Below are 18,357 nucleotides of genomic sequence, written 5' to 3'. Positions count from 1 at the left end.
TCAAGTACTGGGCGATCGACGAGGTCCGAGCCACGAACTGCGAGGCAATGCGGTCCGCCGGGCGGACCGCGACGTTTTTGCACCGACCGTCCCACTCGCCGTACATGAAAGATGGCGTCGCCGAGCGTCGCCGGTGGTCGGAGTGATTCGCGACGCGCTTCGATATCCCGTCGCCGACGAGTTCGGGCGGGGAGCGCTGCTCAGGTCTCTGGTCGCCGTCGTTTTGCTCGTCGTCGGTCTCCGGTACGCGGCGGCGTTCGGCCCGCTGGTGGTCGGTCTCGTTCCGGCGGCCCTCGCGGCGGCCGGGCTCGTCGCGCTTCTCGGCACGACCGCAATCGTCCTGGCCCACCCCGACCGGCGGGATTGGCCCGCCGTTCGGGGGCTCGTCCGTCCCGGCCTCGCGGCGCTCGCACTGTCGATCGTAGTGCTCGTCCCGCCGCTCGCGCTGCTCGCGCTGTCGGCGATGCAGACGACCGATCCCGCCGCGCTCGAGGGCGGCGCCGGCCTGCTCACGCTCGTGTCGACGACGCTGCTGCTCTTTGCCCTACTGGCGTGTGCCTACGCGTATCCGGTCGCGGTCGCCGCGAGCGTCTCGCAGGGCCGACTGCGCGCCGCCGGCGATACCGACGCCGTCGTGCCGGTGCTCTCCAATGCGGGGTATCTCCTCCGCTGGATCGTCGGCTTTTCGCTCGTCCTGTTCGGAACGTGGTTCGCTCTCGTGACCCTCCAGCGAGGCGACGCGGTGGGCGTCCTCGCCGCGGCCGGCGCCGCGTACTTCCTCGTCGCCGGCGCTCGAGCCGTCGGCGTCGGCTGCGCTCGAGCGGCGGGGAACGCGGTCGCGGGTTCGAAGTAAGTGCAGATGCGTCCGTAGCGTCGGCTGTTCGTTGCGTGTAGATTGAAACAGAATGCGGAGAACGATCAGTGCGATCGAAACCGATCGCACCGCACTCGAACGGCCGACGGTGCCTCGTCGGCGGCGCGTCAGATCGGCCGCGGTTCGAACGGCGGCTTAGACGTTCGGAATGCGGGGCTCTGTGCTTTCGACGCGGCGGTTGTGTACCGCCTCGCCGGTCCGCGCGTCGAAGAGGTGGATCGCGTCCTCAGGGATGTGCGCGACGACGCGGTCCCCGGAGTTGACCGTGCTCATTCCGTCGATCGTCGCGATGATCGTTTCGCGATCGGTGTCCAGCAACTCGGTGTCGCTGTCGAGTTCCTCGTCGCCGAGCACGAGGTAGACGATGTTCTCGTCGCCGGTCGGCTCGACGACCGAGACCTGCGCGGGGATTTCGTGTCCCCCGGCCTGTCGCCCCTCGTCGCGTTCGATGTCGATGTCCTCCGGCCGTACGCCGAAGACGACGTCGCTGCGGCTGCCGACCGCATCCACGATGTCGTCCGAGATCGGATACTCGAGGTGGTCGCCGACGAGCGCGGCGTTACCGCCGCTCTCGCGGAGGTTCACGTCGAGGAAGTTCATCGACGGTTCGCCGATGAAGTTCGCGACGAACTGGTTCGCGGGCTCGTGGTAGCACTCGAGCGGGGTCCCGACCTGCTGGAGTTCGCCGTCGTTGAGAATGGCGATGCGATCGCCCATCGTCATCGCCTCCGTCTGGTCGTGCGTGACGTAGATCGTCGTCGTGTCGAGTTCGTCTTGCAGCTGCTGGAGCTCGGTCCGCATCTGCGCGCGGAGCTTGGCGTCCAGGTTCGACAGCGGTTCGTCCATCAGGAAGACCGCGGGTTCGCGGACGATCGCGCGGCCGAGCGCGACGCGCTGTTGCTGGCCGCCCGAGAGTTCGCCGGGTTTTCGGTCCAGCAGCTCGGCGATCCCCATCATCCCGGCGGCCTCCTCGACGCGATCGTCGATTTCCTCGTCCGAGAGGTCTGTCGACTCCTCGAGCCCGAAGGCCATGTTCTCCCGCACGGTCATGTGCGGGTAGAGCGCGTACGACTGGAACACCATCGCGATGTCCCGGTCCTTCGCCGGGACGTCGTTGATCACGCGGTCGTCGAGGCGGATCTCGCCGTCCGTGATCGTCTCGAGGCCGGCGATCATCCGCAGCGTCGTCGACTTGCCACAGCCCGACGGGCCGACGAGCACGAGGAATTCCCCGTCGTCGATGTCGATCGATACCTCGTCGACGGCAACGATGTCGCTGCCGTCGTCGTCCGTGAATACTTTCGTTACGTCGTCGAGTGTCGTTTCTGCCATCGTCAGATCCTCCGTTTTCGTGTACTCTGTCGGCGGTCGGTCATATTTGTGCGCCCTCAGCGAATTGGTCGGCGAACAGCACGTACACGATCAGTGTCGGTAGTGCCGTGATGAACGCCCCCGCCATCCGCAGCGGGTAGTCGGTTCCCTGGAGCGACTCGCCGAGCCCCGACAGGATCAGCGTCGCGGACGCGGCCGGATTGCTCACGCTGCCGATGATCGTCAGCGAGAACAGGAACTCGTTCCAGATCTGCGTGAACTGGAAGATGAACACGACGGCGAACATCGGCGCCGACAGCGGCAGGACGATCCGGCGGTAGATCCGCCAGACCGTCGCGCCGTCGAGTCGGGCCGCCTCGATCATCTCCCAGGACATCGTCTTGTACTGCGATCGGAACATCAGCGTACAGATCGGAATCCCGTACGCCGTGTGCGTGATGATCAACTCGAGGATCGTCGCGTGGTGTTCCGCGAGCAGCGGGAGTCCCCAGAGGAACGCGAGTCGCTCGCCGAACTGCATGTACTGGTTCCAGAACTCGAAGAGGGGGACGATCACGGCCTGGTACGGGACGAAGATGCCGGCGATGAACAGCGCGAAGACCGCGACCTGGCCGCGCCAGTCGACGAGCGTCAACCCGTACGCCGCCGTGCTACCGAAGATCGCACAGAGGATCGTCGCGGGGATCGTAAACAGCATGCTGTTGACCAGGCCGCGATTGAGCATGTTGAACGCGTAAGTCCACTTCTCGAACGTGAATCCCTCGAGTCCCGGCGGGGCGAACGGGTACGTCGTTCGCAGCGCTTCCGACGTCTTGATCGCCGTCACCAGTCCGGACTCGATCGGGATTAGGTAGAAGACCACGAGCCCGACCAGGGTCGCGTACAGCAACGCTTGCTGCACGTCGATGGCCGGAAGCGCGGTTCGTTCCGTCGCCGCTTCGGGTGTGACTGTTTCTTCGCTCATAGGTTACCTCGCTTGTACTGAGTGTACAGGTACGGCGCGATGACGGCCAGCGACAGCGCGAACAACACGAGCGCGATCGCGGAGCCGTAGGCCCACTCCGATTTGCCGAACGATTCGCGGACCATGAAGGTCGCGAGGATGTCCGCGCCCTTTCGGGGCCGGTAGCCGCCGAAGGTGGCGTACAGGAAGTCGAACGCCTTCAGCGCGAACAGGACGAGGGTCACGGAGGCGCTGACTATCGCGGGGCGCAACTGCGGGATGATGACGCGCCAGTACATCCGCAGCGTACTCGCTCCGTCGACGCGGGCGGCCTCGTACTGGTCGGTCGGGATCGACCGCAGCGCGGCGAGATAGATGACCATCGCGTAGCCGCTGAACTGCCAGACCAGCGCGAAGATCACCGATCCGAGGACCAGTTTCGGATCGCCGAGCCAGTTGTACGGTCCGAGGCCGAAGAGGCCGATGAACTGGTTGACGATCCCGTTGTTGACGTTGTACATCCATCGCCAGAACTGCGCCGTGACGATGAACGACAGGGCGAAGGGGAGCAGGTAGATCGTCCGGAACGATCGCTCGAATCGGATCTTCCGGTCGAGCAGCAGCGCCAGCACGAGCCCGATCGCCAGACACGCCACGGTGAAGCCGACGAGCAGCACGACCGTGTTCCGCGTCGCCGACCAGAACTGGGGATCGTTCAGCAACGCCGTGTAGTTCTGGATGCCGAGGTCGCTGTAGTCGGGTTCGCCGAATCCCGAGTAACTCGTCAGCGACAGGAAGAAGTTCCACGCGATCGCCGCGTAGACGAAAAACCCCATGAGCAGGAACGGCGGGAACCAGAACGGCGCCGACTGAACGATGTCGCTGTCGAGCCAGCGACGAAGCGTCGACCGTCCCTCGGCCGTCCCCGTCCTCGTCCCCCCGTCGGTCTCGATGCGTCGCTTATCACGGACGCTACGCAGTAATTCTAGCACTCCTTTCATAAAATTGGTAGGCTGTAGTTATTATACGACGTCCATGAAGCCGCTCGTGGCGCTGTCGACGTCGTACGGATCGGCGAAGTTGTCGTTGAGCACGCCCTCGAGCTCCGACTGGGTGCTCGGGTCGACCGCGAGCCCGTGGGCGAGCGTCGGGGGCTTCTCCGACACTTCGTTGAAGTTCTCGATCGTGTCGGTGAGGTAGTCGTTGAACTGGTCGGTGGCGACGTCCGTCCGCGTCGGGATCGATCCCTTGTACTGGTTGAACGCCACCTGCGCCTCCTCGGAGCCGACGAAGCGGAGCCACGCGGCGCTCTCCTCGGGGCTCGGGTTGTCGCCGGGGTAGATGAACGAGTCCATGTGGAGCGTGTACATGTCCTCGGTACCGGGGAACCGGACGGCGTCCCAGTCGGATCCGTACTCCAGTTCCTCGGTGATGTACGCGCCGGCGACCCAGTTACCCTGGTGGATGAAGGCGGCGTCGCCGCTCATGATGTCCTGATTGACCTCGGTGAAGTCGACCGAGGCGGCGTCGTCGTTGATGTAGTTGCTCAGGATCTCCTCGAGCTTTTCGAACGCCCCACGGACGGCGCTCTCGTCGCCGTTGCCCTCGATGAAGTTCATGTAGGCGTCGTACCCGTTCTCGCTGAGCATCACGGTGCCCCACGTCTGGAGGATACACCACGGCGCGAGCGAGAACGCGAACGGCGTCGCGTCGGTTTCGGAGGACACGGTGTCCAGCGCGTCGATGAGATCGTCGACGCTCTGCAGCGACGAGGGATCGACGCCCGCCTCCTCGATGACCTCGACGTTGTAGAAGAGGTCGTTCAGCCGGTGGGAGCCGATCGGAACCGCGGAGAAGCCGGCGGACGACTGGCAGGCCTCCACCGCTTCCTGCGCGTGTGCGTCCTTCAGACCGGCTTCCTCCCAGACGTTGCTCTCGACGTCGCCGAGGACGCCCTCGTACTGCGTGAGGTTCTCGCCGGGCCAACCGGCGAACGAACTCGGCGGGTTGCCGCCCTGCAGCCGGTTGGCGACCGTCTGGTCGAGGTTCTGGTTGCCGCCGCCGCCGATCGGCTTCGGCTCGACGTCCATGTCCGGATACTGCTCCTGGAACGCCGAGAAGAGGGCCTCGGCGGCCTTGGCGCCGTCGCCGCCGGTCCAACCGTGGAGGACTTCGAGCGTGTTGCTCCACTCTCCGTCGCCGCCACCGCTGCTGTTGCCGTTACCGTTACCGCCTTCGTCGTCTCCGCCGCCGGTACATCCCGCAAGTGCGGCGATCGCTCCGGTTCCCGCCAGGCCAGCACCCTTCAGAACCGTTCTCCGCGAACGATCACTATTGAAATCCATGTTAAGCCTCACCATGTTGGTAGAAGACCAAATACTTAATAGTTACTATTATTATTTTAGATGCGAGTAAAGCTGGCATCAAACCCATATTTAATGTTTACTATTATTATTTAAGATACGAGTGAAAATATCGGAGTGAGAACGTTCGGCCGCTCGCGGCGACAGTCCCCCGACGCGTCCTCCGCGGGCGAATCGTCGCGCCGTACCGGTGGATTTTACCTGACACCCCGAGATGCCCCGCGTATGGGAGACGACGACTACCGAATCGAGGAGGACAGCCTCGGCGAGATGCAGGTGCCCGCGGACGCCTACTGGGGCGCCCAGACCCAGCGCGCGATCCAGAACTTCCCCATCTCGGGGATCACGTTCAGCCGTCGGTTCGTCCGCGCGCTCGGCGTCGTCAAGAAGGCCGCCGCGCAGGCCAACCGCGACCTCGAGCTGATCGACGAGGACGTCGCCGAGGCGATCATCGAGGCCGCCGACGAGGTCATCGAGGGCCAACACGACGACCAGTTCCCGGTCGACGTCTTCCAGACCGGCTCCGGGACGTCCTCGAACATGAACGCCAACGAGGTCATCGCCAACCGCGCCGCCGAGCTCATGGGCAGCGAAATCGGCGACCGCGTCGTCCACCCCAACGACCACGTCAACTACGGCCAGTCGAGCAACGACGTCATCCCGACCGCGATGCACGTCGCCTCCCTCGAGGCCGTCGAGAAGGACGTCATCCCCGCTCTCGACACCCTTCGCGAGGCCTTAGAGGAGAAAGAAGAGGAGTTCGACGACGTCGTCAAGACCGGCCGCACCCACCTGCAGGACGCGACGCCGGTCACGCTCGGCCAGGAGTTCTCCGGCTACCGCACGCAGGTCGAGAAGGGCCTCGCACGTGTAGACAAAACGCGGGAGCACCTCGCGGAACTCGCGCTGGGCGGCACCGCGACCGGCACGGGCCTCAACACCCACCCCGAGTTCCCCGGCCGCGCCGCCGAGTACATCACCAAGGAGACCGGCGTCCAGTTCCGCGAGGCCGACAATCACTTCGAGGCCCAGGCCGCCCACGACGCGATGTCCGAGGCCCACGGCGCCCTGCGAACGGTCGCCGGCTCGCTGAACAAGATCGCCAACGACCTGCGGCTCCTGGCCTCCGGTCCGCGCAACGGCCTGGGCGAGATCGAACAGCCTGAGAACCAGCCCGGCTCCTCGATCATGCCCGGCAAGATCAACCCCGTCGTCGCCGAGGCCGTCAACCAGGTCCACAAGCAGGTCGTCGGCAACGACGCCGCGGTCTCCGCCGGCGCCGCGGAGGGCCAGATCGATCTGAACCTCTACAAGCCCGTCCTCGCGCACAACTTCCTCGAGTCGGCCGAACTCATCTCGAACGCCAGTCAGGTCTTCGCCGAGCGGTTCGTCTCGAAACTCGAGGCCAACGAGGAGTACTGCCGCGACCGCGTCGAGCAGTCGATGGCGATGGCCACCTCGCTGAACGTCCACATCGGCTACGACAAGGCCAGCGAGGTCGCCAAGACGGCGCTCAAGGAGGGCAAGACCGTTCGCGAAGTGGTCCTCGAGAAGGGCTACTTGGACGAGGAGGAGGCCGACGAAGTGCTCGATCCCGCGAAGATGACCGAGCGGGGCATCCTCGGGCAGGACGACTGAGCCGTCAGGGACTCTCGTCTCGTCCCTTGGCGGTACCGTTTCGCTAGAAGTCGCGGTTTGGATCTGAACCGGCAGTTCCGTTCTGAAGGACTGCAGTTACCGACTGCTGCGCTGTTGCCATCGTACTGCGATCACCAGTGGGATCGTTCGGCCGTCGGTGATCAGGAGTGCGGTACTCCCCGTCGACGAAACCCATTTCTGAACAGCGGACTCGAGTCGTTCCGCTCGAGATTCTCAGCTTACTCCATACGTGCCCAACTTCAAGCCCGTCCCGCTGAAAGCAGTCGACACAGAATGGGCACGGAGTCTACCGAGCCGGAGGGGGCGTCGCTCTCGTATCGGAAGATCCTCGAGCGGGAGATGGAAAGCGCGCTCAAGGAGATCAATCGTCCTCCCAAGGGCGTGTTTCTCTCCGGACTGTCGGCCGGACTCAACCTGAGCTTCGGGGCGTTGCTCATGGCGATGGCGCTGACCTTTTCCGGCGGATTCGAATCGAAGCTGATACAGCAAGTCACGCTAGGCGGCGTCTCGTCGATCGCGTTCTTGTTCGTCGTCATCGGGCAAACGGAACTGTTCACCGCGCATTCGACGATGGCCATTCTCCCGGTACTCGACGGCCGGGCGACGATCGGCGAACTCGGTCGCGTCTGGAGCGTCACGCTCGCCGCAAACCTCGTGGGCTGCGCGCTGTTTGCCGGTCTGATCACCCTCGTCGGCCCGCCGCTGGGTATCATCACCGCGGACGCCTTCGGAACGCTAGCGTCCGCGTTGCTTCCGTACTCGTGGTGGGTGATCTTCCTCAGCGGGGTGATCGCCGGCTGGCTGATGGGATTGGTAACGTGGCTGTCGGCGGCGAGCCGGGATACGGTCAGCCGAATCCTCTTCGTCATCATCGTCACGGCGGTCATCGGCTCCGGCCCCTTCCACCACAGCATTCTCGGAACGACGGAAGTCCTCACGGCGATGTTCCTGGGACGGGACGTCACCCTCGCCGAGTACAGTCACTTTCTCCTCTGGACGACGTCCGGCAACATCGTCGGCGGCGCCGTCTTCGTCGGCCTCCTCAACTACGGACACGTAGCGCTGGCCGGCGAGAAACAGGATATCGACTTCGACGCGACGGAGTGATCCCGGCGATCGTCTCGTTCCGCCCGTTCCGAAACGGGAGCGGCGAAAGCGCGTGGCGGAATCGATTCAGGCGGTGCGAGACGCCGGGCCCGCTCGGACGCGAGTAGAGGAGGAACGGCCCGTCCGGCTGTAGGCCGTCGTGCCGAGTGGCGCTCGAAAAGCCGGCCCTTTTACGCGGTATGGACCGATCGGGCGTCGAGAAAGAGACGGGGTGAGAGTCGGGTCAGTCCTCGTACCCGTTGAGTTGGAACTCCGCCTGCGCGACGTAGCCGGTGACCCCCGCCGGGTGGGGCACCTCGTCCATCGAGGCCTCCATGACGAGCCAGAAGATGACCCGCTGGTCCTGGATGGACTCGCCGTCGACGTACTGGGCGGGGTGGTAGAACGCGGCCTCGACCTCCCTGTCCTTCGTCCGGGTCACCTGATCCGCTGCGGGACCGATTTCGTCCGAATGGGGCCGGACGACGACGACCTCGAGGTCCCGGTCGAGCGGCACGTCGATCTGCTCGCTCCCGCCGGGGTTGGCGAACCGGAGCTTCTGACCGGGTTCGCCGACGTGGTAGAATTCCTCCTCGGGGGTGATCCACTCCTCCCCGTCGAACAGTTGCGTCCGGACGCCGCCCTCGGTCGTCCCGGGCGTGGGTTCAAGCGCCGTCAAGTGGAGGTACTGCTGGACGACGGTTTCCTCGCCCTCCCAGTCGTCGGGGACGCCGTAGTTGCGCAGCGCTTCCACCACGTAGCCCGGCCCGTGCCGGCGCCAGATGGGGACGACGCGGCCGTCCGCGAAGAACTCGTAGGAGATGTTGTAGTTGTACGGCCCGAACTGCGCGCCGGAGTGGAAGTCGACGCTCCCGCGGCCCTGCGCTCCAGTGTGGTAGTGGGTTCGGAACTGGAAGCCCGAGGAATGCCCGCGGCGTTCGGGGTAGTCTATCTTCGCCATCTGGCCGGGACCGCCGAAGGGGATGCTGTGGACGTCCCAGAAGATGTGGTGACCGTTGATGACCGGTTCGCCGTCCGGGAAGTACCACTCGCGGGTGTTGCGACCCTCGCGCGGCGGCAGGCCGTACGCCGTCGGGGTCGCCATCGCGTTCATCGTGCTGAACACGGGCTTGCCGTTGTACTCGCCCCAGAAGGTCACGCCCTGGGTCTCTGGCGGTTCCCACCTGATGTTCCAGTTGTCCTGCTCGAACTGCTGTTCGGGCAACGTATCGAACCGGTGGAACCCGTTGTTGGCGGTCTTCATCGGCCGCTTCTCCATGGGGACGTTCGGTGCCTGTCCGAGGACCGACTCGTCGTTCGTGGCGGTTTCTCGTGCCAGCTGCTGGACCGGATACCGGATGAAGTCGTCGATGATGTACGCCTTCAGGAACTCGGGGTTGCCCTCCTCCCTGACGTCTAGGAACCCGGAGACGACGCTGACGCTATCGTCGTCCGCCACGTAGAGGACGATGGTCGACATCTCGTAGTGCGCGAGGCCGCGGCCGCTCGTGATGCTCTCGGCCACCTTGAACATCGGCCAGATTTCCTTCCCCTCCACGTACTGCCGGACCTCCTCCTGGTCGAGCACGAGTTGGCCGCGCCGGATCTCCTCCTCCGTGTACTCCTCGGTCCACTCGACGTCGGTGGGCTCGGTGATCTCCAGCGCGACGATTTCGTTTCGCCGCCGGTCGATCAGCCCGTAGATCGTCTGGCGGTCGATCGCCGTGACGGTGAACGTCCCCTCCTCGAAGCCGCCGTCGACGGTGTAGTCCGTCGGCCCCTGAATGGCGATCGAGTCGAGGTGGTTCGTCAGCGCCTCGTAGCTGATGAAGTGCGCGATCCAGTTCTGCGCGACACTGTTGACCTCCGGATCGCGCAACAGCGTCTGTACCGCCTCCTTCCGGCGGTGGACGTTGATTATCTCGTAGTTCTCCTCGTGGAAGTCTCGCGGACCGACCCGCTCGGCCAGGTCGACGCGCTGTTGCGCGTCCGGTAGTTGCGGTTGCTCGTCGGTGGTGACTACCTCATCGCCCTGCTCGTCCCCCTGTGCGCTGCCGAGGCCCGATTGCAGCCCCAACACGCCGGCCGCCGCCGTGGCCTTCATGACCCCACGCCGATACCACTCCGCCCGGTGCCGCATGCCATTGTTTGACATGGAGGGGGACCTACCCTTGGCTCCGTCTTAATGGTGATGTACATCAGAAACTATCATGATAAAATTACTCCGTAATCACTTCTGGACGCGATTATAGCGCCGCTCGATACGTCCACTCTGCTGGTACTGTCGAGCGGAGAGAACGGTCGGTCGGTAGCCGCTCTGGTTGCCGTCTGCGGACCGTAGGGGACCCCTACAACACGTCGGCGATGCTCACTTACCGCGGCTGATGAACGATCGCGGTGCCGGCGCTCCGCCGAACGTCCCCGACGTTCACGGCCGGGCGATCAGCACGGACGTCTCGACCGTGCGCACGACGCGGTCGGTCGTGCTCCCGAGCAGGCGCTCTTTCAGTCCCGACTGTCCGCTCGCACCCATGACGACGAGGTCGACATCGTGCTCGGCGCTGTACGCTTCGATCACCTCGTGGGGATCCCCCTCGCGCGTGAGTCGCTCGTAGTCCACGCCCGCCGCCTCCGCGCGGCTTTCGGCGTCGTCGAGGGCCGATTCGGCTTGCTCCTCGAGCGTCTCCGTAAGCTGCGGCGCAACCATCCCCGACCCGCCGGCGGACATCTCCGTCCCCTCGTCGATAACGTGGAGGAAGTGGACCGTCGCCCCCTCGCCGTCGGCGATCGCGACGGCCTCGTCGACCGCCGCCGCGCTCGAGTCGCTGCCGTCGGTCGGGACTAGAATGTCATGATACATACCGGTTCGTTTCACCGCCACGCGGAAAAGTCGGCAGCGCGCAGTCGCGGGGTCGCTCTCGGCGGCGCGGCCGGATCGGGGCACCGAGTCCGTTACCGTTCGGCCATCTCGACCCGCTCCAGATCGAGCGGATCCTCGATGTCGCCCATCACCGCCTCGAGCATGTCGGTCACGGTGACGAGTCCGACGACCTCGCCGTCTTCGATCACCAGGGCGAGTTCCTGGTTCTCGGTCTGGAACTGGTCGATCGCGTCGCTGACGTCGACGTCCGGCGAGAGCGTCATCGGCGGGGCAGCCAACTCCTCGAAGTCGACGTTGCCGTCGGCCAACTCCTGGCGTCGTCTGAGGAGGCTCGGCGTGTAGACGATCCCGCGGAAGTCGGTCAGGTCGGCTCCGACCAGCGGATACCGCGTCTGCGGTCGCTCCTCCATCTTTCGGACGTTCTCCTCGGGATCGTCCTCGGTCGACAGCGCGACGATCTCGTCCGGCGGCACCATCAACTCGCCGATCGGCTGTTCCCCGATCTGGAAGGCGTTCATCACCTCCTCGCGGCGTTCCTCGGGCAGGTCCCCCTCGTCGAGGATCGAGCCGAGCCGGTTTCGGAGGTCGGCGCGCGATTCGATGACGTCCTCCTCGGTCTCGAGCCACGCGCCGGTCATCTCGATCCCGAAGAGTCTGAGCGTCCACTTCGCGATCGCGTCGCCGAGCGTGATGATCGGCGAGATGATCCAGTGGAACCAGTACAGCGGGGCCGCCCCGTACCGACAGACCATCCGCGAGCGCTCGACGCCCAGATACGTCGGCGTCTGTTCGCCGTGGGTCAGATGGATGAGGTTGATGATCAGGAAGGCGATGATCGCCCCGCTCCCGATCGAGGCCAGCACCGTATCCTCGAACAGCGGCTCGAAGATGGCCGCCAATGCGGGTTCGGCCACGATACCGACGGCGATGCTCGAGGCCGTGATCCCGACCTGACACGTCGTCAGGTAGATCTCGAGGTTGTCCGTCATCTCCCACGCTCGCTCCAGTTTGGGATTACCGTCGATGAACTCCTCCTCGGTAAACTGTCTGGCGCGGGTCAACGCGAATTCGATGGCGACGAAGAACGCGTTCGCCAGAATCAACAGGAGTCCGGCGATCAGTCGCGCGCCGATTACGAGCGAGTTCATTACGGGTCGTTGTTAGTCTGCTAGACACAAATGAGTCCGGGAAGATCGCTGGACGCCGCCGTCCGTCCCGACCGTTGCTTTCTCCACTGCTCGGACCGCCGGCCGTTCCTCCTTCGCGTCGTCCCAGCCAGGAACGGACTCGAACCGCCGAACCTACCAGCGGACGGACCACTCGACGCGGGATCCATCGGAGCGACGGACCGTCTTTCTTCCCGGCTCGTCTCCCGCAAATCAGCATAACGAGGCCGAATCACCGACGAATCGACCGTAAGAAACGAACCCAAGCAGTTTTGGCGGAGGATGGCGTCAGACGAATTATGCACACCTGTCGCAACTGCAACCAGTCGTTTCAGACCGAACTCGCGCTCGAACTCCACCGAGATACCTGCCAGAAGGGGCAGCTGTTCTGCCAGGTCTGCGGCGAGCGGTTCCGGGAGGGCGACGCGACCCAGGACGGCTGGCACTACGAGTGCCCGACCGAGGACTGCGACGGCGAAGGGCTCAAAGAGGACCTCTATCACGTCGACGACGTCGGCGTAACGACGAACTGATCCCTCGCTGAACCGTCCCTCCGACGACCTCACGTTTCGACGCGGTGTGCATCCGTCGGCCGTGTGAGGAGCTAACTCCCGACAGGTATCTCGACGGCCGTTCCGCCGCGGTCGGTGACGGCCGACCGTCTTTCCGTTTCGTGGTCTACGCGGCGACTCGTTCCATCGGGAATCCGCCCGCTTTCGATATAGCGATATGCAATTTATCAGTCCGTGGCGAGACACGCTCTCGAGAATTTTATGTTAGTGATATTGCTTAACGCCCTGAAAACATACCCGACTTATCGTCACGCTGCAGTTGCACCCGCCGATCGCCGTTCGAGCGAGTGACAACCGTTCGTCTTCGCTGCCCTCTCGTCCTCTCGAGTTCGGAACGTCGGTACCTGCTGACCAGCTGACGTCGCTCCGCGACGCGTTCGTTCTCAGCCGGACGTCGGAGTCCGGCCTGGAATCGCCGGATTCCCAGCGACGGGGTCCGCGTCGGCCGATCGCGGTCGACATCGCTGTCGTTCTATCCCGACCGACTCGTCCGCGTCGGCAGGCTACTCTTGCGAGGCGGGTCCTCGAGACATCGAGCGGAAATCGAACGCGACCGATACCGTCCGCGATTCCCCGTACCACTGCATCGTCCACCCGATATCGACGACGGAACGCTCGTCCGTCCCGCCGCCGACTGCGAATCTACTCGGGCGGATCGCCCACGTCACGCGGGGAATGGCGCTGGTCGCGGGGATCGACCACGGGGGAGCCACGGCTCTCTCCGACTGGGGTTCACACTCGTCGGCCGACGATCGGCTCCCCTCGAACTAAATCATGGGCGCGAGTGTGATTGATCCGAGGTTCCCCTCGAGTGCCGTCTCGGCGGGAGGGGCCGTCCAACGACCGACGGAGACGCATTCGGATCGGCGAGCGAGTGTCTGGCCGCAGCCCGTTTTGAGGCGGAACGGGTCGGTCGTCGATCCCGCATGTACGGCGCACTGTTGATCGACAGTCATCACTCAGCCGACACCGTTCGTTCGTCGACCACGGGTAGCCGGCGGGAACGAGAACGGTTTGCGGTGTAGATCTCGTTCCACTCTATCTCGGTAGACGATATCATTCCTCACTATCTGCAGACGGTATTTGACGATGGCCGAATGCACGACCCCTCCAATAAATCATCGGATCTACGGGTGGAAAATAGTCTTCCTGGACGCCTGTTTCTCGGCTGCAACCCCTAGGGTCTAGCCGGTCAGAATGGGGTTGCAGATATGGTTGAAAATAATACAGTTAGCGAATTGGCTGCCCCATATAGGTAATTAATTTGTTGTTTTCTCACGAAGTGGTGAGGGACTCTCCTCGACCTCGAGCCACGACTGTGATCGGCGAGGGTACAGCCCGGAGGTGTCCGGTTCGATGTTGAATCTTTATTTTCCAAGGTAGGACCACATACTGGCGAATTGCAGCCCTGAATTCACAAATAATACTATCTGGCGGGCGGGTTCAGGGAACCAGATCCCCAAATAAGGATGTTTATTTGTGAATGTGGGTTAGATTGAAGTGACCGGAGTGAGTGGGTGCCGGCGATGACAGACGACGAGCGAGTTGCCGTGAAAACATACGTTCCTCGATACCAGAAGGAGGCCTGGCAGGACCACGCCGACGACCTCGAGATGAGCCAAAGCGAGTTCGTCCGGACGATGGTCCAGGCGGGACGGAGCGATTTCGAAGTGCCCTCGAGCGGCGGCGCCGACAATGGAGCGAACCAGGCGGCTGCCGATACCGGAGCAGCCGACGCTGCCGGCGATGATTTCGTCGACCGCATCCTTGAGGTGCTCCAGCGCGAGGGCGTCCACGATTGGGACGAACTCGTCGACGCGCTGATCGACGACGTCGAGGACGACCTCGACGCGGCGCTGCAGCGGCTACAGGACGAGAACAGGGTCCGGTACAGCGGCCGCGAGGGCGGGTACGTGGTGGTCGACGATGAGTGACAGTCAGCCGCCCCAACAGCAGGCCGATACGGTCGAATACTTCCTGCAGGACATCGAGCACCACGGCCGCAACGAACGGACCGCAGCGGCCTATCAGCGCGTGCTGACGGACTACGAGTCGTTCCTCGCCGAGCGGTTCGAGAAGGCACCGCCGGAGGCGAGCTATCGGGATTGCATGGCCTGGATCCACGAACTGCGGTCCACCCACTCCGAGAGCACCGTCGCGACCTACGCCTCCTATCTCAATCGCTTCTACAGCTACCTCGAGCGGGTCGGCCACACCGACGAGAACCCGATGACGGTCGTCTTAGAGGAGATGAGCGAGTCGATCGAGTCGAACCCGACTCGCCGCGATATCACGCTGCCCGAGATGCGATCGTTCGTCGCGGACGTCCGCCATCCGCTGCACCGCGCGATCGTCGTTACGCTGCTGAAAACCGGCATGCGGGCCGGGGAGTTGTGCAATCTGGACCTCATCGACTGCCACCTCGAGCACGAGGCCCAGACGTGGCAGCCCCGCGCCCACATCGCCGGGCGTCCGGACTCGCTGTTCGTCTCGACGGAGCACACTTACGGCGAGGAATCCGGGGGCGAACGGCGCACGGCGTCGAACAAGCGCAAGCGCGAGACCGTGATTCCGATCGACGACGAACTGAAGGACGTGCTGGTCCGGTGGCTTGCCGTCCGGCCAGACGTGCCGTCGGACTCGAGGACGCCGTCCGCGGCGGCGACGGAGCCGCTATTCGTCGGGACGGCCGACAGCTGGGGGCAGCGATTGACGCCGAACGTCGTTCACCACGTCGTCGAGCAGTACGCCAGGGAACGGGGCTGGTACCGGACCGGCGGCGGGGCCTCCGAGAACGTCACGCCTCACTACTTCCGGCACTTCTTCACCACCCACCTCCGGGATCGAACCGGCGATCGGGGGATCGTCCAGTACCTGCGGGGCGACGTCGCCAGTGACGTGATCGACACCTACACCCACAACTGGGGGGACCGCGTTCGCGAAACGTACCTCGAGCACATCTACTCGGTGACGCCGTCGCCGTAGCGGTTCCGCGTCGATCACGTCTCGCTCGAGATATCGAATCGAATCTTCACGCATTCAGCAGTTACTGCTCCACGTCATGTCGAAATACTAACCGTAATCTGAAGCGCCGACTGTCCCATATCGAACTTCTAAATTCTATATCGCTATATCGAAACTGGAGTCCTCGATCCAACGCATCTAATCGCTTTTCGACCGTGTAAGGACCCCTCCAGAACGAATACGGCCGTTGCCATCACTAGGAAAACGAATCGGCGAATTCGTGGGAGAAAATCTTCCCTCGCCGCAGCGTCGGTTCTCGCCTTGCGACGTTACACGGCCTCGGCGCGAGCCCCGACCGCGTCGAAGATTTGCGGGACGAACCCCTCGGCTAACGGCGACAGTTCGTACACTCGACTGCTGCCGTCGCGGAATTTGCCGACGAGACCGGCGTCCTCGAGCGTGTTGAGGTGGTGGTACAGATCGTTTTGCCGCCGGTCGAGCAGGTCGGCGAGTTCGCCGCTCCGCAGCCGACCCTCCTCGGCGAGCAGGTAGAGGATGGTAAAGCGCGTAGGCTCGCCCATCACTTTGAGGCGATTTGCCTCCCGCTCGAGGTCGAGCGTGCCGTTGAGCAGGTCCGACTCGACCCGGTCTCGGGCGGCAGAGCGTTCGTCGTTCGAAATCTCTCGTTCGCTCATGGGCGAGGGTACGGACCCGATCCACTTAGACTTAACCGATGTTAAGATGAATTTCTGAAACGAACTTTAACTGTCGTCCGTTCGGATCGGCGAGGGATGACCGCGCTCACGGAGTACGAGGGGATGCCGATCGAGGCCCACGTCGCCCGATCGCTCCCCGACGCCGACCGGGACGACGTGTTCGTGTTCCTCATGGGACCGTACCGCCTGCTCGATCCCGCCTACCTGTATCCGGACGACGGCTACCCACTGCCGCCCGATCCGCTCGCCCCGCGAGGGAGCGACGCCGCGCCCGACGCGATCGAAACGACGCTGCGGACGATCTGCGACCGCGTGTCGGCCGAAACCGGGACGACGGCGTTCATCGCGAGCGACGTCGAGATCCCGACCAGACGAGAGGCGGAACGGCGGGACCTCGAGGAGCCGGGGATGCCGGTCATCGATCAGTCGGTGGCGTTCGCGAAAGCGAGCGCCGGGAACGCGTTCGTCTTCACGAAGGCCGGACTCACGACGGGCGCCGGAGCCGAGGCCGGCGCGATTCCCGAACACTTCCGATTACGGGACGACGAGACCCGCTTGCGCGATCCGCGGACGTTCTGTATCTTCGCGGAAGCCGAGAAAGCGAGCGGCGAGTCGGGTACCGTCTACGAGCCGCGGTTCAGCAGCGCGTCGATCGACGAGATGGACGACGCGTACGACCTCCGATTCCGCTACTTCGTCGACCGGGAGGAGCTAGTCGAGCGGCTGATCGATTTCGTCGAGTCGTACGTCGTGCCGCTGGCGAGTCAGCTCTGAGGCGAGCGATACCCGAAACCGACGTTACTGCGAGGCGCCGCCGACGGTGAGCTCCGTCTCGAGATCGTCGCCGTCTAACAGCGAGCGGACGGCCGCCGCAGCGTCCGTCTCGTGCAGTTCGGAGGAGTTCTCGAGCAGCACGGTCTCGCTCGGGAACAGTTGCTCCCCCAGCAGAAGGCCGTGTTCGCGGGCGGTCGAGCCGGTGACGGTGAGATAGACGCCGAGTCCCGTGTCGGCGATCGCCGCCTCCTCCTCGCGGCCTTCCGCGGGGTAGCGAAACTCCACGCCGTCGAGCGTTCGAGTGCCGAGGACGGCCTGGACGAGCCGCTCGTACCGGGGTTCGATACACAGCGGCCCCTCGTAGCCCTCGAGGAAGTCCCGGTCGAGCGAGTCGTCGGCGGGCGCGACCTCGGGCGTCGCCATCAGCGTGTGGTAGACGGTATCTCCGAGGCCGGTGACGACGCGGACGTCGGTGTCGGCGGGATCGATCCGGGCGTTGACGTCGGCGATCCGATCCAGCGGTTCGGGCCGGAGTTCGACGACCTCCTCCAAGACGAGGTCGGCGCTGTCGAACCCGAGCGCGAACTCGTGGGTGCGAAGCGCCCGAAACGGTTCCTCGCGGCCGACGAGTTGGATCGCGGCGTCGCCGTCGACGTCGATCGCGTCGACGTCCGCGAGGGGAATCGTGACGCTGTCGAAGACGATCCGCCGCGGTTTGCCGGCGCGGGCGTCCCGCAGGAGGGTGTACTCGGGTTCGGTCGGCTCGTCGGCGGTGCTGTAGTCGGCGAGACGATGGTAGACGTTCTCCTCGTCGGGGTCGAGGTCGCCTTTCGTGACGGCCTTCTCGTGGCGGAGCGTCGAAGAAATCTCGTCCGCGAGGTCGGGCACGTCGAGCCGCCGCGCGAGTCGATCGAGGACCGACTCGAGGGGGCGTCCTTTCCTGGGAACGGCGATCGGAATCGTCTCGCCCATCGAGCAGTCCTCGACCGGCGACGGATAAACGAGTTGTGTTTTCGGCTATCGCTGC

Annotated in this window: 16 protein-coding genes; 7 read left to right on the top strand and 9 right to left on the bottom strand. The window is 64.3% G+C overall.

Features of this window, described 5'->3' with window-relative positions; genetic code table 11:
* The first annotated feature begins 142 nt into the window (after positions 1–142).
* Positions 143–853: a DUF4013 domain-containing protein gene (locus ACYQ26_RS14200; RefSeq protein WP_459809553.1), complete on the top strand. Its 711-nt coding sequence runs from the start codon at positions 143–145 to the stop codon at positions 851–853.
* Positions 854–1,009: 156 nt separating this feature from the next.
* On the opposite strand, the gene ACYQ26_RS14195 is transcribed toward ACYQ26_RS14200, so the two are convergent.
* From ACYQ26_RS14195 to ACYQ26_RS14180, 4 genes are read right to left on the bottom strand one after another with little or no spacing between them, the layout of a single operon-like run.
* The gene (locus tag ACYQ26_RS14195) at positions 1,010–2,206 is read right to left on the bottom strand and encodes an ABC transporter ATP-binding protein (protein WP_459809552.1); all 1,197 of its coding nucleotides are present in this window, start codon (positions 2,204–2,206) and stop codon (positions 1,010–1,012) included.
* Positions 2,207–2,246: 40 nt separating this feature from the next.
* A complete protein-coding gene (locus ACYQ26_RS14190) occupies positions 2,247–3,170 on the bottom strand; it encodes a carbohydrate ABC transporter permease (protein WP_459809551.1) in 924 nt (307 codons plus the stop codon).
* Positions 3,167–4,150, bottom strand: coding sequence for a carbohydrate ABC transporter permease (locus ACYQ26_RS14185; protein WP_459809550.1), 984 nt, complete (start codon positions 4,148–4,150; stop codon positions 3,167–3,169). The genes ACYQ26_RS14190 and ACYQ26_RS14185 overlap by 4 nt, the downstream gene beginning before the upstream one ends.
* 21 nt (positions 4,151–4,171) lie before the next feature.
* A complete protein-coding gene (locus ACYQ26_RS14180) occupies positions 4,172–5,494 on the bottom strand; it encodes an ABC transporter substrate-binding protein (protein ID WP_459809549.1) in 1,323 nt (440 codons plus the stop codon).
* Positions 5,495–5,737: 243 nt separating this feature from the next.
* Here ACYQ26_RS14180 and ACYQ26_RS14175 point away from each other — a divergent pair, with 243 nt between their 5' ends.
* Both ACYQ26_RS14175 and ACYQ26_RS14170 read left to right on the top strand, forming a co-directional pair.
* Positions 5,738–7,150, top strand: coding sequence for a class II fumarate hydratase (locus ACYQ26_RS14175; RefSeq protein ID WP_459809548.1), 1,413 nt, complete (start codon positions 5,738–5,740; stop codon positions 7,148–7,150).
* 294 nt (positions 7,151–7,444) lie between these two features.
* Positions 7,445–8,278 carry a formate/nitrite transporter family protein gene (locus ACYQ26_RS14170; RefSeq protein WP_459809547.1) on the top strand — a complete coding sequence of 278 codons (834 nt, stop codon included), beginning with the start codon at positions 7,445–7,447 and terminating at the stop codon, positions 8,276–8,278.
* A 223-nt stretch (positions 8,279–8,501) separates the two neighbouring features.
* On the opposite strand, the gene ACYQ26_RS14165 is transcribed toward ACYQ26_RS14170, so the two are convergent.
* The 3 genes from ACYQ26_RS14165 to ACYQ26_RS14155 all read right to left on the bottom strand — a co-directional run bounded on the left by ACYQ26_RS14165 (position 8,502) and on the right by ACYQ26_RS14155 (position 12,286).
* On the bottom strand, positions 8,502–10,412 hold the full coding sequence (locus ACYQ26_RS14165) for a hypothetical protein (protein ID WP_459809546.1): 1,911 nt from the start codon (positions 10,410–10,412) through the stop codon (positions 8,502–8,504).
* A 273-nt stretch (positions 10,413–10,685) separates the two neighbouring features.
* Positions 10,686–11,117, bottom strand: coding sequence for a universal stress protein (locus ACYQ26_RS14160; RefSeq protein ID WP_459809545.1), 432 nt, complete (start codon positions 11,115–11,117; stop codon positions 10,686–10,688).
* 92 nt (positions 11,118–11,209) lie between these two features.
* Positions 11,210–12,286, bottom strand: coding sequence for a CNNM domain-containing protein (locus ACYQ26_RS14155; protein WP_459809544.1), 1,077 nt, complete (start codon positions 12,284–12,286; stop codon positions 11,210–11,212).
* 317 nt (positions 12,287–12,603) lie between these two features.
* On the opposite strand from ACYQ26_RS14155, the gene ACYQ26_RS14150 reads away from it, so the two are divergent.
* The 3 genes from ACYQ26_RS14150 (at position 12,604) to ACYQ26_RS14140 (ending at position 15,861) form a co-directional block, all read left to right on the top strand.
* Entirely contained in the window at positions 12,604–12,837 is a 234-nt protein-coding gene (locus tag ACYQ26_RS14150; protein ID WP_459809543.1) for an HVO_2901 family zinc finger protein, read from the top strand.
* A 1,565-nt stretch (positions 12,838–14,402) separates the two neighbouring features.
* On the top strand, positions 14,403–14,810 hold the full coding sequence (locus tag ACYQ26_RS14145) for a DUF5805 domain-containing protein (RefSeq protein WP_459809542.1): 408 nt from the start codon (positions 14,403–14,405) through the stop codon (positions 14,808–14,810).
* Complete coding sequence (locus ACYQ26_RS14140) at positions 14,803–15,861, top strand: tyrosine-type recombinase/integrase (protein WP_459809541.1); 1,059 nt, start codon at positions 14,803–14,805, stop codon at positions 15,859–15,861. The genes ACYQ26_RS14145 and ACYQ26_RS14140 overlap by 8 nt, the downstream gene beginning before the upstream one ends.
* 308 nt (positions 15,862–16,169) lie before the next feature.
* Here ACYQ26_RS14140 and ACYQ26_RS14135 read toward each other — a convergent pair whose 3' ends face one another.
* Complete coding sequence (locus ACYQ26_RS14135) at positions 16,170–16,535, bottom strand: ArsR/SmtB family transcription factor (RefSeq protein WP_459809540.1); 366 nt, start codon at positions 16,533–16,535, stop codon at positions 16,170–16,172.
* 96 nt (positions 16,536–16,631) lie between these two features.
* Between ACYQ26_RS14135 and ACYQ26_RS14130 the strand changes: the two genes are divergently transcribed.
* Positions 16,632–17,330: a DUF7509 family protein gene (locus ACYQ26_RS14130; protein ID WP_459809539.1), complete on the top strand. Its 699-nt coding sequence runs from the start codon at positions 16,632–16,634 to the stop codon at positions 17,328–17,330.
* 24 nt (positions 17,331–17,354) lie between these two features.
* Here ACYQ26_RS14130 and ACYQ26_RS14125 read toward each other — a convergent pair whose 3' ends face one another.
* Entirely contained in the window at positions 17,355–18,302 is a 948-nt protein-coding gene (locus ACYQ26_RS14125) for a phosphoribosyltransferase HisG-related protein (protein WP_459809538.1), read from the bottom strand.
* Positions 18,303–18,357 lie beyond the last annotated feature (55 nt).

This window comes from Halopiger thermotolerans, assembly GCF_054654555.1.
This window is presented reverse-complemented; position numbering and strand designations above follow the sequence as displayed.

What these genes read in the sequence shown, in the direction of transcription:
- ACYQ26_RS14195 (WP_459809552.1), bottom strand. Translation starts at nt 2,206, where the DNA reads ATGGCAGAAACGACACTCGACGACGTAACGAAAGTATTCACGGACGAC.
- ACYQ26_RS14185 (WP_459809550.1), bottom strand. Translation starts at nt 4,150, where the DNA reads ATGAAAGGAGTGCTAGAATTACTGCGTAGCGTCCGTGATAAGCGACGC.
- ACYQ26_RS14190 (WP_459809551.1), bottom strand. Translation starts at nt 3,170, where the DNA reads ATGAGCGAAGAAACAGTCACACCCGAAGCGGCGACGGAACGAACCGCG.
- ACYQ26_RS14125 (WP_459809538.1), bottom strand. Translation starts at nt 18,302, where the DNA reads ATGGGCGAGACGATTCCGATCGCCGTTCCCAGGAAAGGACGCCCCCTC.
- ACYQ26_RS14130 (WP_459809539.1), top strand. Translation starts at nt 16,632, where the DNA reads ATGACCGCGCTCACGGAGTACGAGGGGATGCCGATCGAGGCCCACGTC.
- ACYQ26_RS14165 (WP_459809546.1), bottom strand. Translation starts at nt 10,412, where the DNA reads ATGTCAAACAATGGCATGCGGCACCGGGCGGAGTGGTATCGGCGTGGG.
- ACYQ26_RS14135 (WP_459809540.1), bottom strand. Translation starts at nt 16,535, where the DNA reads ATGAGCGAACGAGAGATTTCGAACGACGAACGCTCTGCCGCCCGAGAC.
- ACYQ26_RS14160 (WP_459809545.1), bottom strand. Translation starts at nt 11,117, where the DNA reads ATGTATCATGACATTCTAGTCCCGACCGACGGCAGCGACTCGAGCGCG.
- ACYQ26_RS14175 (WP_459809548.1), top strand. Translation starts at nt 5,738, where the DNA reads ATGGGAGACGACGACTACCGAATCGAGGAGGACAGCCTCGGCGAGATG.
- ACYQ26_RS14180 (WP_459809549.1), bottom strand. Translation starts at nt 5,494, where the DNA reads ATGGATTTCAATAGTGATCGTTCGCGGAGAACGGTTCTGAAGGGTGCT.
- ACYQ26_RS14170 (WP_459809547.1), top strand. Translation starts at nt 7,445, where the DNA reads ATGGGCACGGAGTCTACCGAGCCGGAGGGGGCGTCGCTCTCGTATCGG.
- ACYQ26_RS14150 (WP_459809543.1), top strand. Translation starts at nt 12,604, where the DNA reads ATGCACACCTGTCGCAACTGCAACCAGTCGTTTCAGACCGAACTCGCG.
- ACYQ26_RS14155 (WP_459809544.1), bottom strand. Translation starts at nt 12,286, where the DNA reads ATGAACTCGCTCGTAATCGGCGCGCGACTGATCGCCGGACTCCTGTTG.
- ACYQ26_RS14140 (WP_459809541.1), top strand. Translation starts at nt 14,803, where the DNA reads ATGAGTGACAGTCAGCCGCCCCAACAGCAGGCCGATACGGTCGAATAC.
- ACYQ26_RS14145 (WP_459809542.1), top strand. Translation starts at nt 14,403, where the DNA reads ATGACAGACGACGAGCGAGTTGCCGTGAAAACATACGTTCCTCGATAC.